The 20,732-nt window shown below is 64.6% G+C and carries 17 protein-coding genes, 1 tRNA gene and 2 pseudogenes; 12 read left to right on the top strand and 8 right to left on the bottom strand.

Going from position 1 to position 20,732, the window contains the following annotated elements; genetic code table 11:
* Positions 1–290 precede the first annotated feature (290 nt).
* Both BX592_RS17100 and BX592_RS17095 read left to right on the top strand, forming a co-directional pair.
* A complete protein-coding gene (locus BX592_RS17100) occupies positions 291–1,121 on the top strand; it encodes an undecaprenyl-diphosphate phosphatase (protein ID WP_134193004.1) in 831 nt (276 codons plus the stop codon).
* A 199-nt stretch (positions 1,122–1,320) separates the two neighbouring features.
* Positions 1,321–1,397: transfer RNA gene (locus BX592_RS17095), tRNA-Arg, on the top strand.
* A 63-nt stretch (positions 1,398–1,460) separates the two neighbouring features.
* Here BX592_RS17095 and BX592_RS17090 read toward each other — a convergent pair.
* Complete coding sequence (locus tag BX592_RS17090) at positions 1,461–2,273, bottom strand: hydroxypyruvate isomerase family protein (protein WP_134193003.1); 813 nt, start codon at positions 2,271–2,273, stop codon at positions 1,461–1,463.
* Positions 2,274–2,292: 19 nt separating this feature from the next.
* Complete coding sequence (locus BX592_RS17085; RefSeq protein ID WP_134193002.1) at positions 2,293–3,189, bottom strand: alpha/beta fold hydrolase; 897 nt, start codon at positions 3,187–3,189, stop codon at positions 2,293–2,295.
* Positions 3,190–3,313: 124 nt separating this feature from the next.
* On the opposite strand from BX592_RS17085, the gene BX592_RS17080 reads away from it, so the two are divergent.
* Entirely contained in the window at positions 3,314–4,243 is a 930-nt protein-coding gene (locus tag BX592_RS17080) for a LysR family transcriptional regulator (protein ID WP_134193001.1), read from the top strand.
* Positions 4,244–4,308: 65 nt separating this feature from the next.
* Here BX592_RS17080 and BX592_RS34470 read toward each other — a convergent pair.
* Together BX592_RS34470 and BX592_RS17070 are read right to left on the bottom strand one after the other, a co-directional pair.
* Positions 4,309–4,413, bottom strand: a pseudogene (locus BX592_RS34470) (alkaline phosphatase family protein); the annotation flags it as partial.
* Positions 4,414–4,487: 74 nt separating this feature from the next.
* Positions 4,488–4,814 carry a hypothetical protein gene (locus tag BX592_RS17070; protein ID WP_134193000.1) on the bottom strand — a complete coding sequence of 109 codons (327 nt, stop codon included), beginning with the start codon at positions 4,812–4,814 and terminating at the stop codon, positions 4,488–4,490.
* Positions 4,815–5,076: 262 nt separating this feature from the next.
* Here BX592_RS17070 and BX592_RS17065 point away from each other — a divergent pair, with 262 nt between their 5' ends.
* Positions 5,077–5,478 (top strand): hypothetical protein, encoded by a 402-nt coding sequence (locus BX592_RS17065; protein WP_134192999.1) that lies wholly within the window; start codon positions 5,077–5,079, stop codon positions 5,476–5,478.
* The gene (locus BX592_RS17060) at positions 5,475–5,924 is read left to right on the top strand and encodes an NUDIX hydrolase (protein WP_134192998.1); all 450 of its coding nucleotides are present in this window, start codon (positions 5,475–5,477) and stop codon (positions 5,922–5,924) included. The genes BX592_RS17065 and BX592_RS17060 overlap by 4 nt, the downstream gene beginning before the upstream one ends.
* A 52-nt stretch (positions 5,925–5,976) precedes the next feature.
* Here the strand turns inward: BX592_RS17060 and BX592_RS17055 are convergent, their stop codons facing one another.
* Positions 5,977–6,897 (bottom strand): transporter substrate-binding domain-containing protein, encoded by a 921-nt coding sequence (locus BX592_RS17055; RefSeq protein WP_134192997.1) that lies wholly within the window; start codon positions 6,895–6,897, stop codon positions 5,977–5,979.
* 167 nt (positions 6,898–7,064) lie between these two features.
* Positions 7,065–8,819 carry a glutamine--tRNA ligase/YqeY domain fusion protein gene (locus BX592_RS17050; protein WP_134192996.1) on the bottom strand — a complete coding sequence of 585 codons (1,755 nt, stop codon included), beginning with the start codon at positions 8,817–8,819 and terminating at the stop codon, positions 7,065–7,067.
* A gap of 509 nt (positions 8,820–9,328) precedes the next feature.
* Here BX592_RS17050 and BX592_RS35185 point away from each other — a divergent pair.
* From BX592_RS35185 to BX592_RS17030, 4 genes and pseudogenes are all read left to right on the top strand, one after another.
* Positions 9,329–10,468, top strand: a pseudogene (locus tag BX592_RS35185) (gamma-glutamyltransferase); the annotation flags it as partial.
* Positions 10,469–10,721: 253 nt separating this feature from the next.
* The gene (locus BX592_RS35180; RefSeq protein WP_134193140.1) at positions 10,722–11,147 is read left to right on the top strand and encodes a pentapeptide repeat-containing protein; all 426 of its coding nucleotides are present in this window, start codon (positions 10,722–10,724) and stop codon (positions 11,145–11,147) included.
* The gene (locus tag BX592_RS35175) at positions 11,051–11,755 is read left to right on the top strand and encodes a gamma-glutamyltransferase (protein WP_377681516.1); all 705 of its coding nucleotides are present in this window, start codon (positions 11,051–11,053) and stop codon (positions 11,753–11,755) included. The genes BX592_RS35180 and BX592_RS35175 overlap by 97 nt, the downstream gene beginning before the upstream one ends.
* A gap of 117 nt (positions 11,756–11,872) precedes the next feature.
* On the top strand, positions 11,873–12,427 hold the full coding sequence (locus BX592_RS17030; RefSeq protein ID WP_134192995.1) for an RBBP9/YdeN family alpha/beta hydrolase: 555 nt from the start codon (positions 11,873–11,875) through the stop codon (positions 12,425–12,427).
* A gap of 57 nt (positions 12,428–12,484) precedes the next feature.
* On the opposite strand, the gene BX592_RS17025 is transcribed toward BX592_RS17030, so the two are convergent.
* Entirely contained in the window at positions 12,485–13,705 is a 1,221-nt protein-coding gene (locus BX592_RS17025) for a CaiB/BaiF CoA transferase family protein (protein ID WP_134192994.1), read from the bottom strand.
* Positions 13,706–14,129: 424 nt separating this feature from the next.
* On the opposite strand from BX592_RS17025, the gene alaS reads away from it, so the two are divergent.
* Positions 14,130–16,754 (top strand): alanine--tRNA ligase, encoded by a 2,625-nt coding sequence (alaS, locus tag BX592_RS17020; protein ID WP_134192993.1) that lies wholly within the window; start codon positions 14,130–14,132, stop codon positions 16,752–16,754.
* Between the two features lie 144 nt (positions 16,755–16,898).
* Here alaS and BX592_RS17015 read toward each other — a convergent pair whose 3' ends face one another.
* Complete coding sequence (locus BX592_RS17015) at positions 16,899–17,831, bottom strand: LysR family transcriptional regulator (protein WP_134192992.1); 933 nt, start codon at positions 17,829–17,831, stop codon at positions 16,899–16,901.
* 144 nt (positions 17,832–17,975) lie between these two features.
* On the opposite strand from BX592_RS17015, the gene BX592_RS17010 reads away from it, so the two are divergent.
* A complete protein-coding gene (locus tag BX592_RS17010; RefSeq protein ID WP_134192991.1) occupies positions 17,976–19,331 on the top strand; it encodes a YbfB/YjiJ family MFS transporter in 1,356 nt (451 codons plus the stop codon).
* A 283-nt stretch (positions 19,332–19,614) separates the two neighbouring features.
* Positions 19,615–20,649 carry a threonine aldolase family protein gene (locus BX592_RS17005; RefSeq protein WP_134192990.1) on the top strand — a complete coding sequence of 345 codons (1,035 nt, stop codon included), beginning with the start codon at positions 19,615–19,617 and terminating at the stop codon, positions 20,647–20,649.
* The last annotated feature ends 83 nt before the right edge of the window (positions 20,650–20,732 follow it).

Raw genomic sequence — 20,732 nt, 5'->3', positions numbered from 1 at the left:
CGAGATCAGCGAAACCGGACGCGCGTTGCGCGCCCAGTGAAGCGTCCTCTTAGTGCAGGCCCGCCTTGATCGGCGGGCCTTTTTGCTTTCATGGCCGTAATAATCGGTGCGCGGCACAGCGGCGGTGCATCGTTTATCTGTACGGCAGTGCGGAAAAAAATAAGTGAAAAAAAGGCCCGGCGCTTGGCGGGGTCGCGCCGGCCAGGCATAATCGACGCGCTTTCAGATCGCTGGAGAGGCACGTCCGGCGCGCTGTTTCCCGATCCCCCTTCTTCCATGAGGTCCGCCGCGTGAGCCTGTCGTTTCTGATCTTTCTGAGCGTGTTGCAGGGCGTCACAGAACTCTTCCCGGTCAGCAGTCTCGGACACACGTTGCTGGTGCCCGCGTTGTTCGGGATGCATATCGACAAACATGCGCCGCAGTTGCTGCCGTTCCTCGTCGCGTTGCATCTGGGGACCGCATTTGCGCTGCTCTGGTATTTCCGGGCGCGCTGGATTGCGTTGATCGGCGGCTTCTTCGCGTCGCTCGGCGGGCGCCGCAACGAAGATGGCCACATGATGTGGGCGCTGATCATCGGCACGATTCCGGCCGGTATCGTCGGCCTGCTGCTCGAAAAGCGTCTCGAGCGCGTGTTTCATGACTTGCGCATCGTTGCGATCGCGCTGATCGTCAACGGTGTTTTGCTGTGGTTGGGCGACCGTCTGCAGCGCTCGCGCGCGCATCGTCCGCCGGAAAAGCTCACGTTCAAGCAGGCCTTTTTCGTCGGTCTCGCGCAAGTCGGCGCGCTGATCCCGGGTTTTTCGCGTAGCGGCCTGACGATGATCGCGGGCAATGCGGCGGGGCTGACCTCGGAGAAAGCCGCGGAATTTGCATTCCTGCTCGGCACGCCGATTATTTTCGCCGCAGGGCTGCTCGAGGTGCCGAAGCTGTTTCATGCACCGGAACAGCTGGGTGACGCGGTGCTCGGTGGTGTGCTGACTGCGATTGCCGCATATCTGAGCGTGCGCTTTTTGATGCGCTATTTCGAAGGGCGCGGGCGGCTCGCGTCGTTTGGCGTGTACTGCGTGATTGCGGGGCTGGTGTGTCTCGGGTGGTTTATCACGCATCCGCAGCCGGTGTGATGTTTGGTTCGTTGCCGGCAGTTTCGCGAGTGCCCGCACTCGACACCTGCGGGTCTCGCATACCGCCGCCGCGCCGTGCCCGGTTAGAATGCCGGCTCGCCCGCAACGGGCGAGCGCCGAAGCGGCGAATTCCTGTTGCTGCTTCCTGTCAGAAGGTGAAATGAGCGGGACATTGGTGTAGCATCTCCGCTCTTTCGTCGCGGCAGTAGCTCAGCTGGATAGAGCATCGGCCTTCTAAGCCGAGGGGCGGGGGTTCGAGTCCCTCCTGCCGCGCCAATTGCGCTTCGCCCGCTTTACCCGCTTGCCCACGTTACCCCTTGAGCCGTTCTACCTGCTTCTTCAGTCCGCGCTTGCCGTTTGCGCTGGACCGCGGGCGGCCTCGCTTCGCATCCATCCGAGGCCCATCCCGGTGCCCCCGAGCGGAAAATACTCCGCGCCAATCCATCCAGCCCAATCCGCCGCCCTTAGCGCGTCGAACACCTTCCCAAAGTTGATTTCACCCGTGCCAGGTTCATGCCGGCCGGGCACGTCGGCGATCTGCACATGCGCCGCATACGGCAGGCTCGCCAGCATCCGCTCGATCAGATTGCCCTCGCCGCGCTGAAGGTGAAACAGGTCGAGCATGATCTTCAGATTCGGACGCTTCAATGTCTCGACCAGCGCAATCGCCTGCTGCTGTCTTGTCAACAGATAAGCTGGGCGATCAATCGCATTGAGCGGCTCGATCATCACTGTCAACGCGTGCTGCGCAGCGAGCCTGCACGCTTCATCGATATTGGCCTGATACGTGTCCCACGCCGCCGCATGCGATATCGACGGATCGACGATACCCGCCATCACGTGCACATTCGGACAGCCGATCACGCGTGCGTACTCGAACGCGTCGTGCAGCGATTCGATAAATGCGCCGCGCCGGCGCGGGTCCGCGGCGAGTCCCCAGTCGCCCGCGCCGACGTTGCCAGGCGCAGTGTTGATGCCGATCATCGGCAGGCCGTGCTCGCGCAGCGTATCGCGCAACTGGCCAGCGGGAACGTCATACGGGAACCACATTTCGACTGCGCCAAAGCCGGCTGCGCGCGCGGCGGCGATACGTTCGGCGAGTGGGCGATCCTGGAACAGCGTCGACAGGTTGGCGGAGAATTTGAGCATCATCGGTTGGAGCGGGTTTCGGTTACAGAGGGTGCGCGTTCAAAAACTTGAGGATCTGCGAGGCGACCGCTTGCGGCGCCTCGCGCTGCGGAAAATGGCCGACGCCGTCGAGCACCGCGCGCTCGTAGGCGCCGTTGAAGAAACGTTCGCGGTCGCTCGACGTCGACGGATGATTACACGTATCGGCGCCACCATGCAGCATCAGCGTTGGCACGTCGAGCACCGGCGCCGGGTTCAGTTGCGTTTCATCGGCCGCGTACGCCGGGTCGCCGTCGGCGAATCCCCAGCGATGCCGGTACGAATGCACCACCACGTGGGCCCAGTCCGGGCTGTCGAACGCGCGGCACGCTTCATCGAAGGCGGACTCTTCGTACCAGCCGGCCGGTGACCATGTGTCCCACATCAGACGGGCGAATGCGCGCCGGTCGTTTTCAAGCGCATGTTGTCCGCGCGGTGTCGCCATGAACCAGTGATACCAGTAGTTGCGCGCCTGTGGCAGCGACAACGTCTGCGACGGATCGTTGGTGCCGTAGCCGACCGATAGCATCACGAGGTGCGATGCAGCCGCCGCATCGAGTCCGCACGCATTCGCCACCGCGCGCGCGCCCCAGTCGTGTCCGATCAGCACCGGCTGCGAGAGCCGCAGCGCGGCGCAGAACTCGAGCAGATCGCGTCCCAGTGCGGCCAACTGGCCGCTGCGCGGTGTCGACGCTTCGCGAAAGCGGGTCGGCGCAAAGCCGCGCAACGCAGGCGCCAGCACGCGATAGCCGGCGGCCGCGAGGATCGGCGCGACCTCCGACCAGCTCCGCGGGCTATCGGGCCAGCCGTGCATCAGCACCGCGGTACGCGCACCTTGCGGGTTCCATTCGAGATAGCCGACATCCAGCAAGCCGGTGCTGACGAATTGGTAGTCGTCCATGTCTGCTCTCCTTTGCTCAGATTCCTCGGGTTCCATTAGCGCGTGACGCCGCAATCGTCACGCTAATCGTACTTCAGCGATAAAATGTAATACATGATGAATGGCTAGATATTGTTCACGAATCATGCAGAGTAACGACCTGATCGAAACCGGCGCGCTCGCCGGCTCACCGTCGCTCGACATCGTGCTGTTACGCACGTTCCTGCAAGTCGTCGATGCGGGCGGTTTCGCGCTCGCCGCCGAGCAGCTGTCGCTGACGCCATCGGCGGTCAGCGGGCATATCAGGCGGCTCGAGGAAGGCGTCGGCGCCAGGCTGCTCGCGCGTACCACACGGCGTCTCGATCTGACGCAGGCCGGCGAGACGCTGTACATGTACGCGCGAAACATTGTCGATCTGGAGCGCGAAGCTCGCGCGAAACTACAGGGCGACGCGGTGCAAGGCAGGCTGCGCGTTGGCGCATCGGAAGATTTCGCGGGCACCTGGCTGCCTCGCGTGCTGCAGACGTTTCGCCGCTGGCACCCGGATGCGGCGATCGAACTGAAGGTCGGCATCACGGCGGACCTGCTCCGTCACCAGGCGCGCGGCAAGGTCGATGTCGTGTTTGGCAAGCAGTGCGTGCGCATCGACAACGAAAGCAGTGAGATAGGCGAATTGCTGTGGGAAGAGCCGCTGGTATGGGCGTATTCGGCGGCGTCAGTGCTCGAGCCGGACGCGCCTGTGCCGCTCGCGGTGTTCGCGGACCCATGCGTTTATCGCGAGTCTGCGCTGGCGGCGCTTGCCGCTCACGCAAAGCCGTGGCGCATCGCGTTCGAGAGCAGCAGCATGGCGGGCTGCGTCGCGGCCGCGCTGGCCGGGTTCGCAGTGACGCCGCTTGCGCGCAGCCAGTTGCGCGACGGGCTGCGCGAACTGAATGCAGTGGATGGGCTGCCCGCGTTACCGGATGTGCAGTTCTACGCGTTCGCTCGCAAGGTTTCGCCTGCGGTGACGGCGCTGGTGCGGGCCGTGCGCGAACTGTGCACGAAAAACCGCTTTGCGAGCGCGGCATTGCGATAACGCACACACTGATTCAATGCACACATCGAACCAACGCTCAAAAGAAAAAAGGGGCAGCCGTAGCCGTACTGCATGTGATCGACGAAACCCTTCTTCGCGTAAGGCGACACGAACAGTGCCGGGATGCGCGAGCCCGGCGCCCGACGGTCACCCTTCGGCGGTGCGACGTATTGCTGCGCGATTTTCCACAGCGGCAGCGAGTTCGTGTTCATTGAAACGACGCGCGAGTGCTCGTGACGTTGACTCAGCCGGCAACGCACCCGGCGGCCGCGAGCAACGCAAAAGAAACCAGCAGAAACGCGACGCCGGCCCCGGTCAGCACGCCGGGCCAGCGAGCGCGCGGTAGCGCGGCGATGCCGGCCGCGAGCAGATTCGGATGCTGATGCGCATGTTGATGCGCATGTCGATGCTCAGGCAGACGACCATCGCGACGACGCTCCGGATGTAACGCTAACGCGCGACGCGCTGACGCTGAGAAAGGATCGGCGAGCGAAACGGCTAACGCAATGATCGCGATACAGATCAGCGTCAACATGACGATGAAGAAGCGCAGCGCGAAAGAAAGGTCCATGGCGGGAACGGAGATGAAGGATGCGCGGCGAGGCGCGCGAAATGAGCCGGTCATCGTATGAGGCGACGCGACGCGCGGCCATGAGACGCGTCCTAAAATTGAACGGCGCATGCGTTGACGAGCGCAGCAGGGGACCTGCAATGCCGCGTGGATTGTGAGATCAACGCGTCTCCTTGCGTGCTATTCTTTTCAGGTCCAGATCGCCGCCGCGCCGATCATGGCCTGTCTGCCGTCACCGCCTTTCCACGGAGATCCAAGCAAAATGCCAACGCGAAACCGGACCGTGCTCCACCTGACCCAAACAATGATCGGCGCGCTGCTGGTCACAGGCTCACTTGCCGCGCAGGCGGCCAATCTCGGCTTTCTGCATGACACGCCGATCAGCAACATGACGCAGGCCGACATCGATTCGCTGAAGGCCGCCGCGTTCAATGCACTGGACAAGCAAAAGGACGGCGACACCGTCACGTGGACCAACGAAGGGTCGCGCAACAGCGTTAGGGTCAACGCGCAAATGACTATCCAGGATACCGCGACGGAAGGCACCAGCACCTGTCGCACGGTGCGCGTCGTGCTGAATGCCAGAGGACAGTCGATGAATCTGGGGCCGCGCTACTGCAGGCAGGGCACAACGGGCAAGTGGGTCTTGCAGAGGAGACATTGAGCGAGCGCATCGTTTCCTGTGGCGTCGTGCTGCTCACGCCGGATGGCCGGGTGCTGCTTGCGCATGCGACCGGCACCGATCATTGGGACATTCCGAAAGGGCAGGGTGAACCGGGCGAAGCGCCGGCGATCACCGCATTGCGCGAGACGGTCGAGGAGACCGGCATCGCGATCGCCGTCGAGCGGCTGAAGGACCTGGGCCGCTTTCTATATCGACGCGACAAGGACTTGCACCTGTTTGCCGCACGCGCACGCGCAGACGAGCTTGATCTGTCGTCGTGCACGTGTACGTCGTTGTTTCCGCGCCGCTCGGACGGCGTGCTGATTCCGGAAATGGATGCGTATCGCTGGTGCCGGCCCGATGAAGTCGAGCGATATGCGAGCCGCAGTCTCACTCGGCTTTTTCAGACGACGCTATCGCTGGCGGAACTGCATCAGTCGTTGTAACGGGCGGCGCCGCGGGATCGAACGCGAGGGTGCGTTCGATGTGTGCAGCCGCTCAGTCGAGCGCCTTGTCGTTCGGGTGCGCGAACAGCGCGCGCATTTCCTGCGATAGCGGATAGTTCAGGTTAATTCCATACGGTGGAATCGGCTGCGTGAACCACACGTTGTAAAGCCGCTCCGCTTCGCCGGAAGTCTGCATCCGCGAAATGACGCCGTTGACGAGATCGCGAAACGGCTCGTCGCCCTTGCGGAACATGCACGCATACGTCTCATAGCCGAGCGGCGTGCCGGTCACGACAAAGTCATCGGGGTGCGGGTCGGTTGCGCGAAAGCCATACAGAATCGGCTCATCCATCACAAATGCAACCGCGCGGTCCGACTTCACCGCGGCGAATGCATCTGCGTGATCCTTCACGCTCGCAATGCGCATGTTCAATTGCTTGCTGCCGTTCAACTGACGTACGAGCCGCTCATCGGACGTGCCCGCGGTCGTCACGACGGGCTTGCCCGCGAGGTCCGCGAAATCGTTGATGCCGGCGTTTTTGCGCGCGATCATCCGTACCGCGTATTGAAAGAAGCTGTTCGAAAACGCGGCGACATTCTCGCGTTCTCGCGTATGTGTGGTTGACCCACACTCGAAATCGATCTGGTTGTTGACGAGCATCAGGAAGCGGTTGGCCGACGTGATCGTCACTTCGCGCACGCGCAGATTCGGCTGACCGAGCACCTTGCGGATCTCGTCGACAATCGCGAGCGCGATGGTCTGCGAATAACCGACTGTGCGTGTGCCATCGGAATAGGAAAACGGAATCGACGCCTCGCGCACGCCGATCACGACGACGCCTTCGTCGCGGATTTTCTTCAGCGTGCCGGTCAGCTCGTCCGCGTGCGCGGGTGAGCCGGCTGCCATGCACGAAGCGACGGACAGCAGCGCGATTGCCAGCGCGGTACCCCAGTGTCGAAGTGCGGCGTTCATCGTTCTCCCCGGGCCGGCGTATGTGTTGAGCGCACCGTCAAAGTCGAAGGCCCGTTGTTATGGAAGCGGCGCGTTCGGCAGTGGTGGTAGCGCATGATGCACAGGCGTGGGCACAACCCCGGTGCATCGCGTCGGGCTTGCGCCAACCGTTAAACCATACATCCACCTTACGCCGGTTTCCCCCAACTGTCGCGCAGACTGACGATGCGATTGAATACGGGTTTGCCCGGTTTCGTGTCGAAACGGTCGGCGACGAAGTAGCCGTGCCGTTCGAACTGATAGCGCTGTTCCGGCGCCGCGTCGCGCGCGCCCGGCTCGACATAGGCCTGCACGATGCGCTTCGAATCCGGGTTCAGCGCTTCGAGGAAATCGCGGCCACCGGCATCGGGCTGCGCTTCCCTGAAGAGCCGGTCGTACACGCGCACTTCCGCCGGACACGCGCCTGCCGCGCTGAGCCAGTGAATCGTGCCCTTCACCTTGTAGCTGTTCGCGCCCTCGGTGCCGGAGCGGCTGTCCGCAAAGTAGTTGCAGTGGACCGCGACGATATTGCCGTGCTCGTCCTTGTCGGCGCCCGTGCATTCGACGACATAGCCGTACTTCAGACGTACCCTGTTGCCGGGGAACAGACGGAAGTAGCCCTTCGGCGGCGTTTCTGCGAAGTCTTCGCGTTCGATCCATAGCTCGCGCGAGAACGGGAACGTGCGCGTGCCGCGCTCCGGATGATGCGGATGGACCGGCGCGCTGCATTCCTCGGTGGTGCCTTCCGGGTAGTTGTCGATAATCAGCTTGAGCGGGTCGAGCACCGCGGTTGCACGTGGCGCTTTTTCGTCGAGATCGTCGCGCAGCGCGCCTTCGAACACGCTCATGTCGATCCACGAGTCGACCTTCGTCACGCCGATGCGATCGCACAACAGCTGGATCGACTCCGGCGTGAAGCCGCGCCGCCGCACACCGACGATGGTCGGCATGCGCGGATCGTCCCAGCCGTCGACATGGCCTTCGGTGACGAGTTGCAGCAGCTTGCGCTTGCTGGTGATCGCGTACGTGAGGTTGAGCCGCGAGAACTCGATTTGCTGCGGCAGCGGCCGCGTGAACACGCCGGCGGCGGCAAGTTCGTCGAGAATCCAGTCGTAGAGCGGGCGGTGGTCTTCGAACTCGAGCGTGCACAGCGAATGCGTGATGTTCTCGAGCGCGTCCGAGATACAGTGCGTGTAGTCGTACATCGGATACACGCACCAGGTGTCGCCGGTGCGGTAGTGGTGCGCAAAGCGGATGCGGTACAGCACCGGGTCGCGCATGTTGAAGTTCGGCGACGCCATGTCGATCTTCGCGCGCAACACGTGCTCGCCTTCCTTGAACTCGCCGGCCTTCATGCGGCGGAACAGGTCGAGGTTCTCGTCGACTGGGCGATCGCGGTACGGCGACGCCTTGCCGGGCTCGGTGGCCGAGCCGCGGTTCACGCGCATGTCTTCGGCCGACTGGCTGTCGACATACGCTTTGCCGCGTTCGATCAGCAGTTCGGCGAACGCGTACAGCTTGTCGTAGTAGTCGCTCGCGAAGTACAGGTGCTCGGCGCTGTCTTTCCGCCATTCGAAGCCGAGCCACTTGACCGCGTCGATAATCGATTCGACGTACTCGAAACTTTCCTTTTCCGGGTTGGTGTCGTCAAAGCGCAGATGGCACACGCCGCCGTAGCTGCGCGCGATGCCGAAGTTCAGACAGATACTTTTCGCGTGGCCGAGGTGCAGATAGCCGTTCGGCTCCGGCGGGAAGCGCGTTTCCACACGCTGGCTCCACTTCCCGGAGCGATTGTCTTCGTCGATGATGTTGCGGATGAAGTTGGCGGCTGGCGTGGGAGCGGCGTTTGCGGCGTGTGCGGCGTTTGCGTTTCCGCGCTCGCTGGGATGACGGTCTGTACTCATGCGAATGGGAGAAGGTGACAAGGGCGCGTGTTGCTCCCTCTAATCCGACAATTCTACCTGACAGGGTTGTGAGGTACAGCCCTTTGACGGCCATCTCGCGCGGGCAGGAGCACGGCGCCGCGGCGCTTTGCAACGTGCGGTGAGCGATCCGAAAGGCGCTGTAACAGGACGTAAAACACTTTGAACCGGACGCGCCGGCGCCGGTAGCATGCGCCAGCGGCGAAGTGCCTGCGCAAGGGTTCCTTTCCGGCTGCTTCGCAGCGCACGGCGACGCTTCGCCGCGGCAATGCGGCTGTGTTGCGCAGTAGACCGCCCCAGAGGGGCTGGCGATAGCGGCCGCGAATCCTCGCCGCGACACACCATTGTGTGGCCATTGCTGCGAGTCGGCCGTGCGCGGCATGCGTGCCGGAGCGGCCTGCGCCGGGCGTACCCGGCGTCATGTGCAGCACTTTCCGTGTTCGCGCTTTGCCGGCATCCAGCCGGCGCTCATTTATTCCGGAGTTCCCTGAATGCCTACTTCGACGCTCGATGCGCGGATTGCGCATCACGCCCTTTCAGGCAATAGGGCAGAGATCAGGCGAGCCGGTCCCAAGGCCGCTCGCAAACCAGTCCACGCGGTTGCGCTCGCGGTGCTGGCTGCTGGGCTCGCGATCGCCGGCGCCGCGCCGGCCGGCGCGAAGACTGCGCCGGACCAGCCGGCGCTCGATGCGTCGGCGGTTGCCGTGCCCGATCGCTATAGCGCGGACACCGCGCAACAGATCTTCACGCAGGGAGGCAATGCGGTCGATGCGGCGGTCGCGATCGCGTTCACGCTTGCGGTGACCCGTCCGGATGCGGGCAATCTTGGCGGCGGTGGCTTCATGACGCTGCAGATCGACGGCAAGCCGTACTTTCTCGACTACAGCGCGCAGGCACCCCAGCGCGCGACCCGCGACATGTACCTGGACGACAAGGGCAACGTCATCAAGGGTATGAGCTCGATCGGCTTTCGCGCGGCGGGCGTGCCCGGCACCGTTGACGGCCTGTGGCAGGCGCAGCGCCGCTTTGGCAAGCTCAAGTGGAAGCAGGTGCTCGCGCCTGCGATTCATTACGCGACCGACGGCTTCACGGTCGACGCATCGCTGCAGAAGCGCCGCGACGATGCGGCGGCGAAGTTCGCGAGCCGCACCAACTTCGGCGCGTATTTCGCTAACCTGAAGACGGGTACGGTGTTTCGTCAGCCGGAACTCGCGCTGACGCTCGAGCGTGTCGCCGACGACGGCGGCCGCGAGTTTTACGAAGGGCGGACCGCCGATCTGATCACGAAGCAGATGTACGGCCACGGGATGATCTCGAAGACCGACCTGAGCCAGTACAAGGCGGTGTGGCGCGATCCGCTGGTGGCGGACTGGAACGGCTACCGGGTCGTGACCGCGCCACCGCCGAGCTCGGGTGGTATTGCGTTGATCCAGCTGCTGAAGATGAAGGCGGATTTGAAGCCGTCGTTTGCGGGGCTTGATCTGAATTCGGCGCCTTATATGCAGTTGATCGCGCAGATGGAAGACCGCGTGTTTGCGGATCGGCAGAAATTTGCGGCGGATCCGGATGCGACGCAGGCGCCGATGCCGGTCGGCAAGCTGATCGATGATGCGTACCTCGCGCAGCGGGCGGCGGAGGTGAAGCAGTTGCAGGATCAGCAGAGGGTGGCAGAGAAGGCGGCGGCAGAGAAGGCGGCGGCGGAGAAGGCAGCTGAGGAAAAGGCAGCGGCGGAGAAAGCGGCGGCGGAGAAAGCGGCGGCGGAGAAAGCGGCGCAGGCGGCGTCGGACGCGGCGAGCGCCGGTCAGCCGAATACCGCGCAGCCCGCTTCGGTTCCGGCGAGCGCGGCGCAACCGGGCACCGGTCAGGCAAGCGCGAGTCCGGCGAATGCGGCACAGGCGACCTCGGGCCCGTCGAGCCCCGGGTCGGCAAACGCTGGTCAAGCGGTTGCGGGTCAATCGGATGCGGTCAAGCCAGGCGTCGTGCAGGGAAATGCGCAGGCGAGCGCGACTCCGGCAAGTGCGAGCCCGGCAAGTGCGAGCCCGGCAAGCGCGATTCAGGCGAGCGCGACTCAGGCAAGTGCGAGCCCGGCAAGCCCGACTCACACAGATGCGGCTCAGGCGAGTGCGACTCAGGCAAGTGCGAGCCCGGCAAGCGCGACTCACACAGATGCGGCTCAGGCGAGTGCGACTCAGGCAAACGCGACTCCGGCAAGCGTGCCCCAAGGGCCCGCCAGTCAGCCGAAGTCCGACCACGCATTACCTGCTCAGCCGGCCTCAACGGCAAGCCCGCCCGCGGGCGCGGCGGCATTGAACATTCCCGCTTCAGGCGACGGTCCACCGCCGGAAAAGCCGCAGACGACGCATTTCTCAGTGGTCGACAAATGGGGCAATGCCGTATCGAACACGTACACGCTGAACGGCTCGTTCGGTTCGGGCGTCGTGGTCGACGGCGCCGGGTTCCTGCTCAACGACGCGATGGACGATTTCGTCGCGAAGCCCGGTGCGGCCGGCACGGATCAGGCGAATACGATCGCGCCGGGGCGCAGGCCCGTATCGTCGATGTCGCCGACCATGCTGCTGAAGGATGGCAAGGTCGCGCTCGTGATTGGCACGCCGGGTGGCTCGCGGATTTTCACGACGCTCTTCCAGGTGATGACCGACCTGTACGACTTCAACATGTCGCCGACCGACGCACTGGCCGCGATGCGCTTCCATCATCAGCTGTTGCCGGCGAAGACAATTTATTGGGAGCCGTACCGCCCGATTACCGGCGATCTCGCTCAGCAGTTGCAGAAGCTCGGTTACACGCTCGAAGAGCAGACGTTTGAAGGCGATGTGCAGATGATCCGCATCGACGGCACGACGCCGCTGCCGGTTGCCGATCCGCGGGGTGCAGGCGCGGCGCGCGTGTTCCGTTGATAGACAATGCGCGGTAAGGGCGGGCCATAAGCGACGCAATGGCGTATGAAGCGCGGCGCGTGCGAGATGCAGACGGCCGCACGCAACAATAACGACGTTCGAACAGGGGATCACGTGATGGCGCTGCAAAAGGAACCGACCGTACTGGTGTTGCCGGGGTATCTCGACTCCGGTCCGGGGCACTGGCAAACGCGCTGGGAAACCGCGCATGCATCGTTCTCGAGGGTGCGTATGCCGGACTGGCAGCACCCGGTACGCGACGACTGGTGCCGCACGCTCGATGCCGCGGTGGCCGCGGCGAATGCCCGCGTGCTGTTTGCCGCGCATAGCCTCGGCTGCCTGACGCTCGCGTGGTGGGCGACGTCCTATGCGACGTCCGCGCAGCGAGACAAGGTTGCCGGCGCGCTGCTCGTCGCGTTGCCAGACCCGGCGGGCCACGCGTTCCCGGCCACGGCGAACGGCTTCGCACCCGTTCCCGGCGAGCGCTTGCCGTTTCCGACGATCGTCGTCGCCAGCACCGATGACCCGTACGGCGGCGTGCCTTTCTCGCAAGCATGCGCGGCCGGTTGGGGCAGCCGCTGGATCAGCATCGGCGCGCGCGGTCACATCAACGCCGATAGCGGCCTCGGCGACTGGCAGGACGGACTCGGCTGGCTCAAGTCGTTTGTCTGAGCGCGACGCAACCGGTGGCGTGACGCGAAGCCCGTTCGCGCCACATTCACGATCTGATCAGACCACCTGTTGCGCGCGCAACGCGGCGATCCGCGCATCGTCATATCCGAGCACGTTGCGCAGCACATCGTCAGTGTGCTCGCCGAGCGTCGGCGGATGCGCGACCGCGCGCGGCGGCGTCTCGCTCATGTTGACCGGATTGCGCACCAGCTTGACCGTGCCACCCGACGGATGCGGCAGATCGATCTGCATGCCGCGCGCGACGACCTGCTCGTTCTCGAACACTTCGCGCAAGTCATTGATCGGCCCACACGGCACCTGCGCCGCTTCGAGCGCATCGATCCACTCGCGCTTGCTCAGCGTGCGGACCATTGCGGCCAGCAGCGGCACGAGCGTTTCGCGGTTGCGCACGCGCGCCGGATTGGTCGCGAAACGCTCGTCGTCCGCGAGTTCGGCGCGACCGCCCGCTTCGACGAATTTGCGGAACTGGCCATCGTTGCCGACCGCGACGATGATCCAGCCATCGCTTGTCTGAAATGTCTGATACGGCACGATGTTCGGATGCGCGTTGCCCCAGCGCGCAGGCGGCGTGCCGCTCGCGAGGAAGTTCGAATTCATGTTCGCGAGCATCGCAACCTGCACGTCGAGCAGCGCCATATCGATGTACTGACCGACGCCGGTGCGCTCGCGATGCGCAAGCGCGGTCAGTACCGCGACGCTCGCGTACATGCCGGTCATCAGGTCGGCGATCGCAACGCCGGCCTTCTGTGGGCCGCCGCCCGGCTCACCGTCGCGTTCGCCGGTAATGCTCATGAAACCACCGAGGCCCTGCACGATAAAGTCGTAGCCGGCCCGCTGCGCGTACGGCCCGGTCTGGCCGAAGCCCGTCACCGAGCAGTAGATCAGGTCGGGCTTCACCGCGCGCAACGAGTCGTAATCGAGCCCATAGCGTTTCAACTGGCCGACCTTGTAGTTTTCCAGCACGACGTCGCTCTGCGCCGCGAGTTCGCGCACGATGCGCTGGCCCTCCGGGGTGGCGATATCGACGGTGACCGAACGCTTGTTGCGGTTTGCAGCAAGGTAATAGGCCGCTTCGCGCGTATCGGCGCCGTCGGGTGCCTTCAGGTACGGCGGGCCCCAGTGGCGCGTATCGTCGCCGGTACCCGGCCGTTCGATCTTGATCACGTCGGCGCCGAAATCGGCGAGCGTTTGCGCGCACCATGGACCGGCCAGCACGCGGCTGAGATCGAGCACGCGGATATGATTGAGAGCGCCCATAGTCGGTTGATGTCTCCTTTATAACCCCTGCGCAACGTGGCGCAGGGAGCAGCGAATGCAGCAGGTTGTCACGTCGGATTACAGCAACCCAGGCATCTTAAGCGATCGACGCGCGTCGGCCCATTCGGCCAAACGGCATAGGCGCGATAGAGGCGAAGTCCGAGCGCGGTCAGTTTGCCGCTTGCCGGATTGGGAATGCGCCTCGCGACCGGTGTCCTCTCCGGCGACCCTGGACCCGGCTTCCCTGGCCGAATGGCCAGCGCCGCGTGCAGGCGGCGCCACGCCGCCGCGCGCGCGTGCCGATCCCGTATAATCGGCGGTTCAGGAAACTACCGATTCACGACGCCGGTACACGATGCACGAAGGGTGCATAACGGGTGCACAACGCGTCGGGATCTCTGCCCGGAACCGTCCCCAGCCCGTTATGAAAGCCGCCGAAATCCGCGAGAAATTCCTCAAGTTCTTCGAATCGAAGGGCCACAGTATTGTCCGTTCGTCGAGCCTCGTGCCGGGCAACGACCCGACGCTGCTCTTCACCAATTCGGGCATGGTGCAGTTCAAGGACGTGTTCCTCGGCGCCGAGAAGCGTCCGTATTCGCGTGCCACGACCGCACAGCGCAGCGTGCGCGCGGGCGGCAAGCATAACGACCTCGAAAACGTCGGCTATACCGCGCGTCACCATACGTTCTTCGAGATGCTCGGCAATTTCTCGTTCGGCGACTATTTCAAGCGCGACGCAATCCACTACGCGTGGGAGCTGCTCACGACCGTCTACCAGCTGCCGAAGGAAAAGCTGTGGGTCACCGTCTACCAGGAAGACGACGAAGCGTACGGCATCTGGGCGAACGAGGTCGGCGTGCCGACCGGGCGCATCATTCGCATCGGCGACAACAAGGGCGCGCGCTACGCGTCGGATAACTTCTGGCAAATGGCCGATACCGGCCCGTGCGGCCCGTGCTCGGAAATCTTCTACGACCACGGCCCGGACGTATGGGGCGGCCCTCCCGGATCGCCGGAAGAAGACGGCGACCGTTACATCGAAATCTGGAATCTCGTGTTCATGCAGTTCAACCGCGACGCGCAGGGCAACATGACGCCGCTGCCGAAGCCGTGCGTGGACACCGGCATGGGCCTCGAACGGATCGCCGCGGTGCTGCAGCACGTGCACAGCAACTACGAAATCGACCTGTTCCAGGCGCTGATCGCGGCCGCCGCGCGCGAAACGGGCGTTGCCGATGCAACGAATAACTCGTTGAAGGTGATTGCCGACCATATTCGCGCGTGTTCGTTCCTGATCGTCGACGGCGTGATTCCGGGCAACGAAGGCCGCGGCTACGTGCTGCGCCGGATCGTGCGCCGCGCGATCCGGCATGGCTACAAGCTCGGCCGCAAGCAGGCGTTCTTCCACAAGCTGGTGGCGGACCTCGTTGCGCAGATGGGCGGCGCGTATCCGGAACTGAAGGAAGCGCAGGCCCGCGTGACCGACGTGCTGCGGCAGGAAGAAGAGCGTTTCTTCGAGACGATCGAGCACGGCATGTCGATTCTCGAAAACGCGCTGGCCGACCTCGACGCAAAGAGCGGCAAGACGCTCGACGGCGAGCTCGCGTTCAAGCTGCACGACACGTACGGCTTCCCGCTCGATCTGACCGCCGACGTGTGCCGCGAGCGCGGCGTCAGCGTCGACGAACCGGCATTCGACGAGGCGATGGCGCGTCAGCGCGAGCAGGCGCGCGCGGCCGGCAAGTTCAAGATGGCGCAGGGGCTCGAGTACTCCGGTGCGAAGACCACGTTCCATGGCTACGAAGAGATCGTCTTCGACGATGCGAAGGTCACCGCGCTGTATGTCGATGGCGCGCCGGTCAAGGAGGTCGCGAAGGGGCAGCAGGCGGTGGTCGTGCTCGATCACACACCGTTCTACGCGGAGTCGGGCGGCCAGATCGGCGACCAGGGTGTGCTCGCGAATGCGAGCGTGCGCTTCGCGGTCACCGATACGCAGAAGGTGCAGGCGGACGTGGTCGGCCATCACGGCGAGCTCGAGCAGGGCTTGCTTAAGGTTGGCGACGTCGTGAAGGCGGAGATCGATGCGGTGCGCCGCGCGCGCACCGCGCGCAATCACTCGGCCACGCACCTGATGCACAAGGCGTTGCGCGAAGTGCTCGGCAGCCACGTGCAGCAGAAAGGCTCGCTCGTCGACGCGGACAAGACGCGTTTCGACTTCGCGCACAACGCGCCCATGACCGATGACGAAATCCGTCGCGTCGAGGCGATCGTCAACGCCGAAGTGCTCTCGAACGCGCCGGGCATCGTGCGCGTGATGCCGTTCGATGAAGCGGTGAAGGGCGGTGCGATGGCGCTGTTCGGCGAAAAGTACGGCGATGAAGTGCGCGTGCTCGATCTCGGTTTCTCGCGCGAGCTGTGCGGCGGCACTCACGTGCACCGCACCGGCGATATCGGCTTCTTCAAGATTGTGATGGAAGGCGGCGTGGCGGCGGGTATTCGCCGCGTCGAGGCGATTACCGGCGACAACGCAGTGCGCTACGTGCAGGAGCTCGATACGCGCATCAACGCGGCCGCGGCCGCGCTGAAGGCGCAGCCGTCGGAGCTCACGCAGCGCATCGCGCAGGTGCAGGACCAGGTGAAGTCGCTCGAAAAGGAACTGGGCGCGCTGAAGTCGAAGCTTGCGTCGAGCCAGGGCGACGAGCTGGCTGGTCAGGCGATCGAAGTGTCCGGCGTGCATGTGCTCGCGGCCACGCTTGAAGGCGCGGATGTGAAGACGCTGCGCGAAACGGTGGACAAGCTGAAGGACAAGCTGAAGAGCGCGGCGATCGTGCTCGCGTCGGTCGAGGGCGGCAAGGTCAGCCTGATCGCCGGCGTCACGTCGGATGCGAGCAAGAAGGTGAAGGCGGGCGAACTTGTGAACTTCGTTGCACAGCAGGTCGGCGGCAAGGGCGGCGGTCGCCCGGACATGGCCCAGGCCGGCGGCACTGAACCCGCTAACTTGCCGGCCGCGCTGGCCGGCGTCAAAGGCTGGGTCGAAGCGCAGCTGTGATGCGGTTCTGACGCGGACTGACAGCAAAAAAGCCCAAAAGTTGACCATCGACTTTTGGGCTTTTTGTCCTGGTACCGCGATTGCCTGGCATCAGCGGTACATTGACAAGATTCGCCGCCACGCTCCAACCACGCGTTGTCCAGGCTACACCGCCTCTACCACCCCATCCCGGTCTTCCACCGCCCTCGCGCCAACCGCACTCAGGTTACTCTGTTCCAGCAGCATCTCCCGCAGCGCGTTGAGCGCCGACGAAAAATGCCCGCGCCGCCAGATCAGCAGCGTTTCGATCGAGCCGAGCTCACCCAGCGAGTGCACCGCGACGTTGTCCGCTTCCGGCCGCAGTTCCAGCACGGACCGGGGCGCAACGGCGACACCCGCTCCCGCCGCGACGCACGCGATGATCGCGTGGTACGAGCCGAGTTCCAGCACGCGTGCCGGCTGCATCCCATGTTCGTGGTACCACTTCTCGACGTAGCTGCGATACGCACAGCCCCGTTCGAACGCAATCAGCGTCGACAGCGCAATGTCGCGCGCATGGTGAATCGGCGGATGATCGCGCGGCGTCAGCATCACGAGGTCCTCGCGAAACACCGGCACCGAATCGAACTGCTCGCCAAGACACGCCGCAACGTCGAGCGGTGTCGCGACCAGCGCGGCGTCCACTTCGAATTCGCGCACGCGTTCAATCAGCCGTCCTGTCGTACCGGTTTCGAGCTCGAGCGATACATCGGGCCAGGTTCGGTGATACCGCGCGAGCAGTTCCGGCATTCGTGTCGCCGCGACGCTTTCCATCGTGCCCACGCGCAGCCGTCCGCTCGGACGGTTTTCACGGACCGCGTGGCGCGCTTCGTCAGCAAGCGCGAGCAGACGTTCTGCGTACGGCAGCAGCGTTTCGCCAGCAGGCGTCAGCACCAGCCGGCGGCCGTCGCGGATAAAAAGGTCCGTGCCGAGTTGCTCTTCAAGCTGCTTGATGCGCGTCGTCACGTTCGACTGCACCCGGTTTAGCTTTGCGGCAGCCCGTGTTACGCCGTTCTCGCGTACCACTGCGCGGAAAATCGTCAATGCGGCGAGGTCCATGCATCTCTCCAGATTCCCCAGACGTTCTCTCCGGGCGATGATTCCGTTCAATATAATTCATTTTTTCGAATAGGAAAGGCGGTTTAGCATGGGATGCATCGGGTTCCTTGATGCGTCTCAATGCGACCGACCCTGTTTCGCTTGATGAACGGCCGTACCCGCGCCACGACCGAAGTGCGCGCCGAGCCGGCCGCGGCGCGCCGCACGGCGCTCGCGTGCATGGTGGCGCTGGCGGTGGCGCTCGGCGTCGGCCGTTTCGCGTTCACGCCGCTGCTGCCGCTGATGCTCAAAAGCGGCGCGCTCGATATCCAGCAAGGCGGCTGGCTGGCATCGGCGAACTACGCGGGCTATTTCGCCGGTGCGCTCAGTTGCGCGGCGCTGCGCGTCAATGCGGCGCGCGTCGTGCGTGGCGGACTGTGTGCGACCGTGCTGCTGGTGCTGGCGATGGGTGCGATCGACGGCATCGGGTGTTGGGCAGCGGTGCGTTTCGCCGCGGGTATTGCCAGCGCATGGACCTTCGTGTTCGCGTCGCAATGGGGGTTGCGCCGGCTGGCCGAACTGGGCGAGAGCGCGTGGGGTGGGCTGATCTACACCGGCCCCGGTATGGGCATCGTCGGCACTGGATTGTTTGTGAGCGTCGCCGGCAACTACGGCGCGCAAGCGGGTTGGCTCGGTTTCGGCCTGGTATCGGCCGTGCTCAGCGCTGCCGTATGGCGGGTTTTCGATCCGGTTAATCGTCTCGAACAGGCGACCGGAGCACCTCGCCGTCGCGCTGCCGCTGCGGCGTGCGCGACCGGCGAAGCCAACCCGAAGCGAACCCCGGCGCGCGCCACGCCTTCAGTCGCGCCCGTTGCCGTGCCGCGTTTCACCACCCGTGACGCAACCATGACCCCCTCACCGCGTGCAACCGACCGCGCGAGCGTCGCCGCCGCGATCGAACGCCGTGTGCACCGCACCGATGCCGCGTGGCTCGTAGTCCTCTATGCGATTCCTGGCTTCGGTTACATCATCACGGCGACCTTTCTGCCGGTGATCGCGCGCGCTGCGCTGCCGGGCTCAGCATGGCCCGATCTGTTCTGGCCGATGTTCGGCATCGCGCTGATGGCGGGCTCGCTGTGTGGTGCGCGTCTGCCCGCGCACTGGGATAACCGGACGTTGCTGGCGGGTTGTTACCTGCTGCAGGCGCTGGGTATCGCGTCGGGCATCGTCTGGCCGAGCGCGGCGGGTTTCGCGTCCGGCAGTGTGCTGATTGGATTGCCGTTCACCGCGATCACGCTATTCGCGATGCGCGAGGCTCGCCGGCTCCACGGCGACGACGCGGCCGGTCTGATGGGCTATGCGACAGCCGCGTACGGTCTTGGCCAGATCGCCGGACCGCTCGCCGCCGCGCCGATTGCCGCGAGGACCGGCTCGTTCACGCTGGCGCTTTGGCTCGCGGCCGGCGCGCTGCTGGCGGGTGCGATCGGTCTGGTCGTGCTCGTGTGGGCGACGCGAAGGTAGCGCGCGGATTGCGTGCTCGCGCGTTGCCGTGCCATAGCATGCGACGTCGCATCTTCGCCATCCCATCGCATTCAGGAAGCACCGGTCGCAGCGATTGCGCACGCACCCGCGTCGTCACATCGGCCTCGCCGCACCAACATGCCGGCGACGCGATGAGTCCCTCTGCGTGCCTGCTGGCACCTGCGCGTCCCGCGCGCGCCCAACCGATCGGCCGCCCGCGCACTAAAATGTCAGCTTTCCCCCATACGAGAAACGCGCGGCACGCGCCGCGCGCACCGCAGCCATGCAACATTTCGCGTCGGACAACTATGCGGGCATTTGCCCCGAGGCGCTCGAAGCGCTAATCGCCGCCAACGGCAGCGGCCACGAGCCCGCTTACGGCGACGACTCCTGGACGCAGCGCGTCTGCGACCGCCTGCGCGATCTGTTCCAGACCGACTGCGAAGTGTTCTTCGTGTTCAACGGCACCGCCGCGAACTCGCTCGCGCTCGCGTCGCTGTGTCAGTCGTACCACTCGGTGATCTGCCATGAACTCGCGCATATCGAAACCGACGAATGCGGCGGTCCCGAATTCTTCTCGAACGGTTCGAAGCTGCTGACCGCGCCCGGCGTGAACGGCAAGCTCACGCCCGATGCGATCGAAGCAGTGGTCACCCGCCGCGCGGATATCCACTATCCGAAGCCGAAGGTCGTCACGCTCACGCAATCGACGGAAGTCGGCACCGTGTACAGCGTCGAGGAAGTGCGCGCGATCGCGGCCATCGCGAAGCGCCGGCATCTGAAAGTGCATATGGATGGCGCGCGCTTCGCGAACGCGGTCGCCGCGCTCGACGTGCATCCGTCCGAAATCACATGGCGCGCCGGCGTCGACGTGCTGTGCTTCGGCGGCACGAAAAACGGCTTGCCGGTCGGCGAGGCGGTGGTGTTTTTCGATCGCGCGCTCGCCGAGGATTTCGCGTACCGGTTGAAGCAGGCGGGCCAGCTCGCGTCGAAGATGCGCTTTATCTCCGCGCCGTGGCTCGGTCTGCTCGACCACGATGTGTGGCTGCGCAACGCGCGCCACGCGAACGCGATGGCACGGTTGATGGCAACACGGCTGGCCGGGATCCCGGGCGTCAGCATCATGTTTCCATCGCAATCGAACGCAGTGTTTGCGCAGCTGCCGGCCGACGTCGCGAAGGCGATGCGCACGCGCGGCTGGAAGTTCTACGAGTTCATCGGCGCGGGCGGTTGCCGGCTGATGTGCGCGTGGGATACGCAGCCGGAAACCGTCGAGCGCTTCGTTGCCGAAGTGCGGCAGCTTTGCGATGCGGCGTAACGGTGAAACCGCGGGCGCCAGAGCGTAACGACGCCGCCGCGTCACGACCGCCTCAGCGCATCATGCCGGATCACTGTCCCGAT

Origin of the sequence: Paraburkholderia rhizosphaerae (genome assembly GCF_004366595.1) — a bacterium.
GTDB lineage: Bacteria > Pseudomonadota > Gammaproteobacteria > Burkholderiales > Burkholderiaceae > Paraburkholderia > Paraburkholderia rhizosphaerae.
This window is presented reverse-complemented; position numbering and strand designations above follow the sequence as displayed.

Coding starts and splice junctions, on each gene's coding strand:
- BX592_RS17090 (WP_134193003.1), bottom strand. CDS start 2,273: ATGATGCTCAAATTCTCCGCCAACCTGTCGACGCTGTTCCAGGATCGC.
- BX592_RS17085 (WP_134193002.1), bottom strand. CDS start 3,189: ATGGACGACTACCAATTCGTCAGCACCGGCTTGCTGGATGTCGGCTAT.
- BX592_RS17080 (WP_134193001.1), top strand. CDS start 3,314: ATGCAGAGTAACGACCTGATCGAAACCGGCGCGCTCGCCGGCTCACCG.
- BX592_RS17070 (WP_134193000.1), bottom strand. CDS start 4,814: ATGGACCTTTCTTTCGCGCTGCGCTTCTTCATCGTCATGTTGACGCTG.
- BX592_RS17065 (WP_134192999.1), top strand. CDS start 5,077: ATGCCAACGCGAAACCGGACCGTGCTCCACCTGACCCAAACAATGATC.
- BX592_RS17055 (WP_134192997.1), bottom strand. CDS start 6,897: ATGAACGCCGCACTTCGACACTGGGGTACCGCGCTGGCAATCGCGCTG.
- BX592_RS17050 (WP_134192996.1), bottom strand. CDS start 8,819: ATGAGTACAGACCGTCATCCCAGCGAGCGCGGAAACGCAAACGCCGCA.
- BX592_RS35180 (WP_134193140.1), top strand. CDS start 10,722: ATGCGGCACAGGCGACCTCGGGCCCGTCGAGCCCCGGGTCGGCAAACG.
- BX592_RS17030 (WP_134192995.1), top strand. CDS start 11,873: ATGGCGCTGCAAAAGGAACCGACCGTACTGGTGTTGCCGGGGTATCTC.
- BX592_RS17025 (WP_134192994.1), bottom strand. CDS start 13,705: ATGGGCGCTCTCAATCATATCCGCGTGCTCGATCTCAGCCGCGTGCTG.
- alaS (WP_134192993.1), top strand. CDS start 14,130: ATGAAAGCCGCCGAAATCCGCGAGAAATTCCTCAAGTTCTTCGAATCG.
- BX592_RS17015 (WP_134192992.1), bottom strand. CDS start 17,831: ATGGACCTCGCCGCATTGACGATTTTCCGCGCAGTGGTACGCGAGAAC.
- BX592_RS17010 (WP_134192991.1), top strand. CDS start 17,976: ATGAACGGCCGTACCCGCGCCACGACCGAAGTGCGCGCCGAGCCGGCC.
- BX592_RS17005 (WP_134192990.1), top strand. CDS start 19,615: ATGCAACATTTCGCGTCGGACAACTATGCGGGCATTTGCCCCGAGGCG.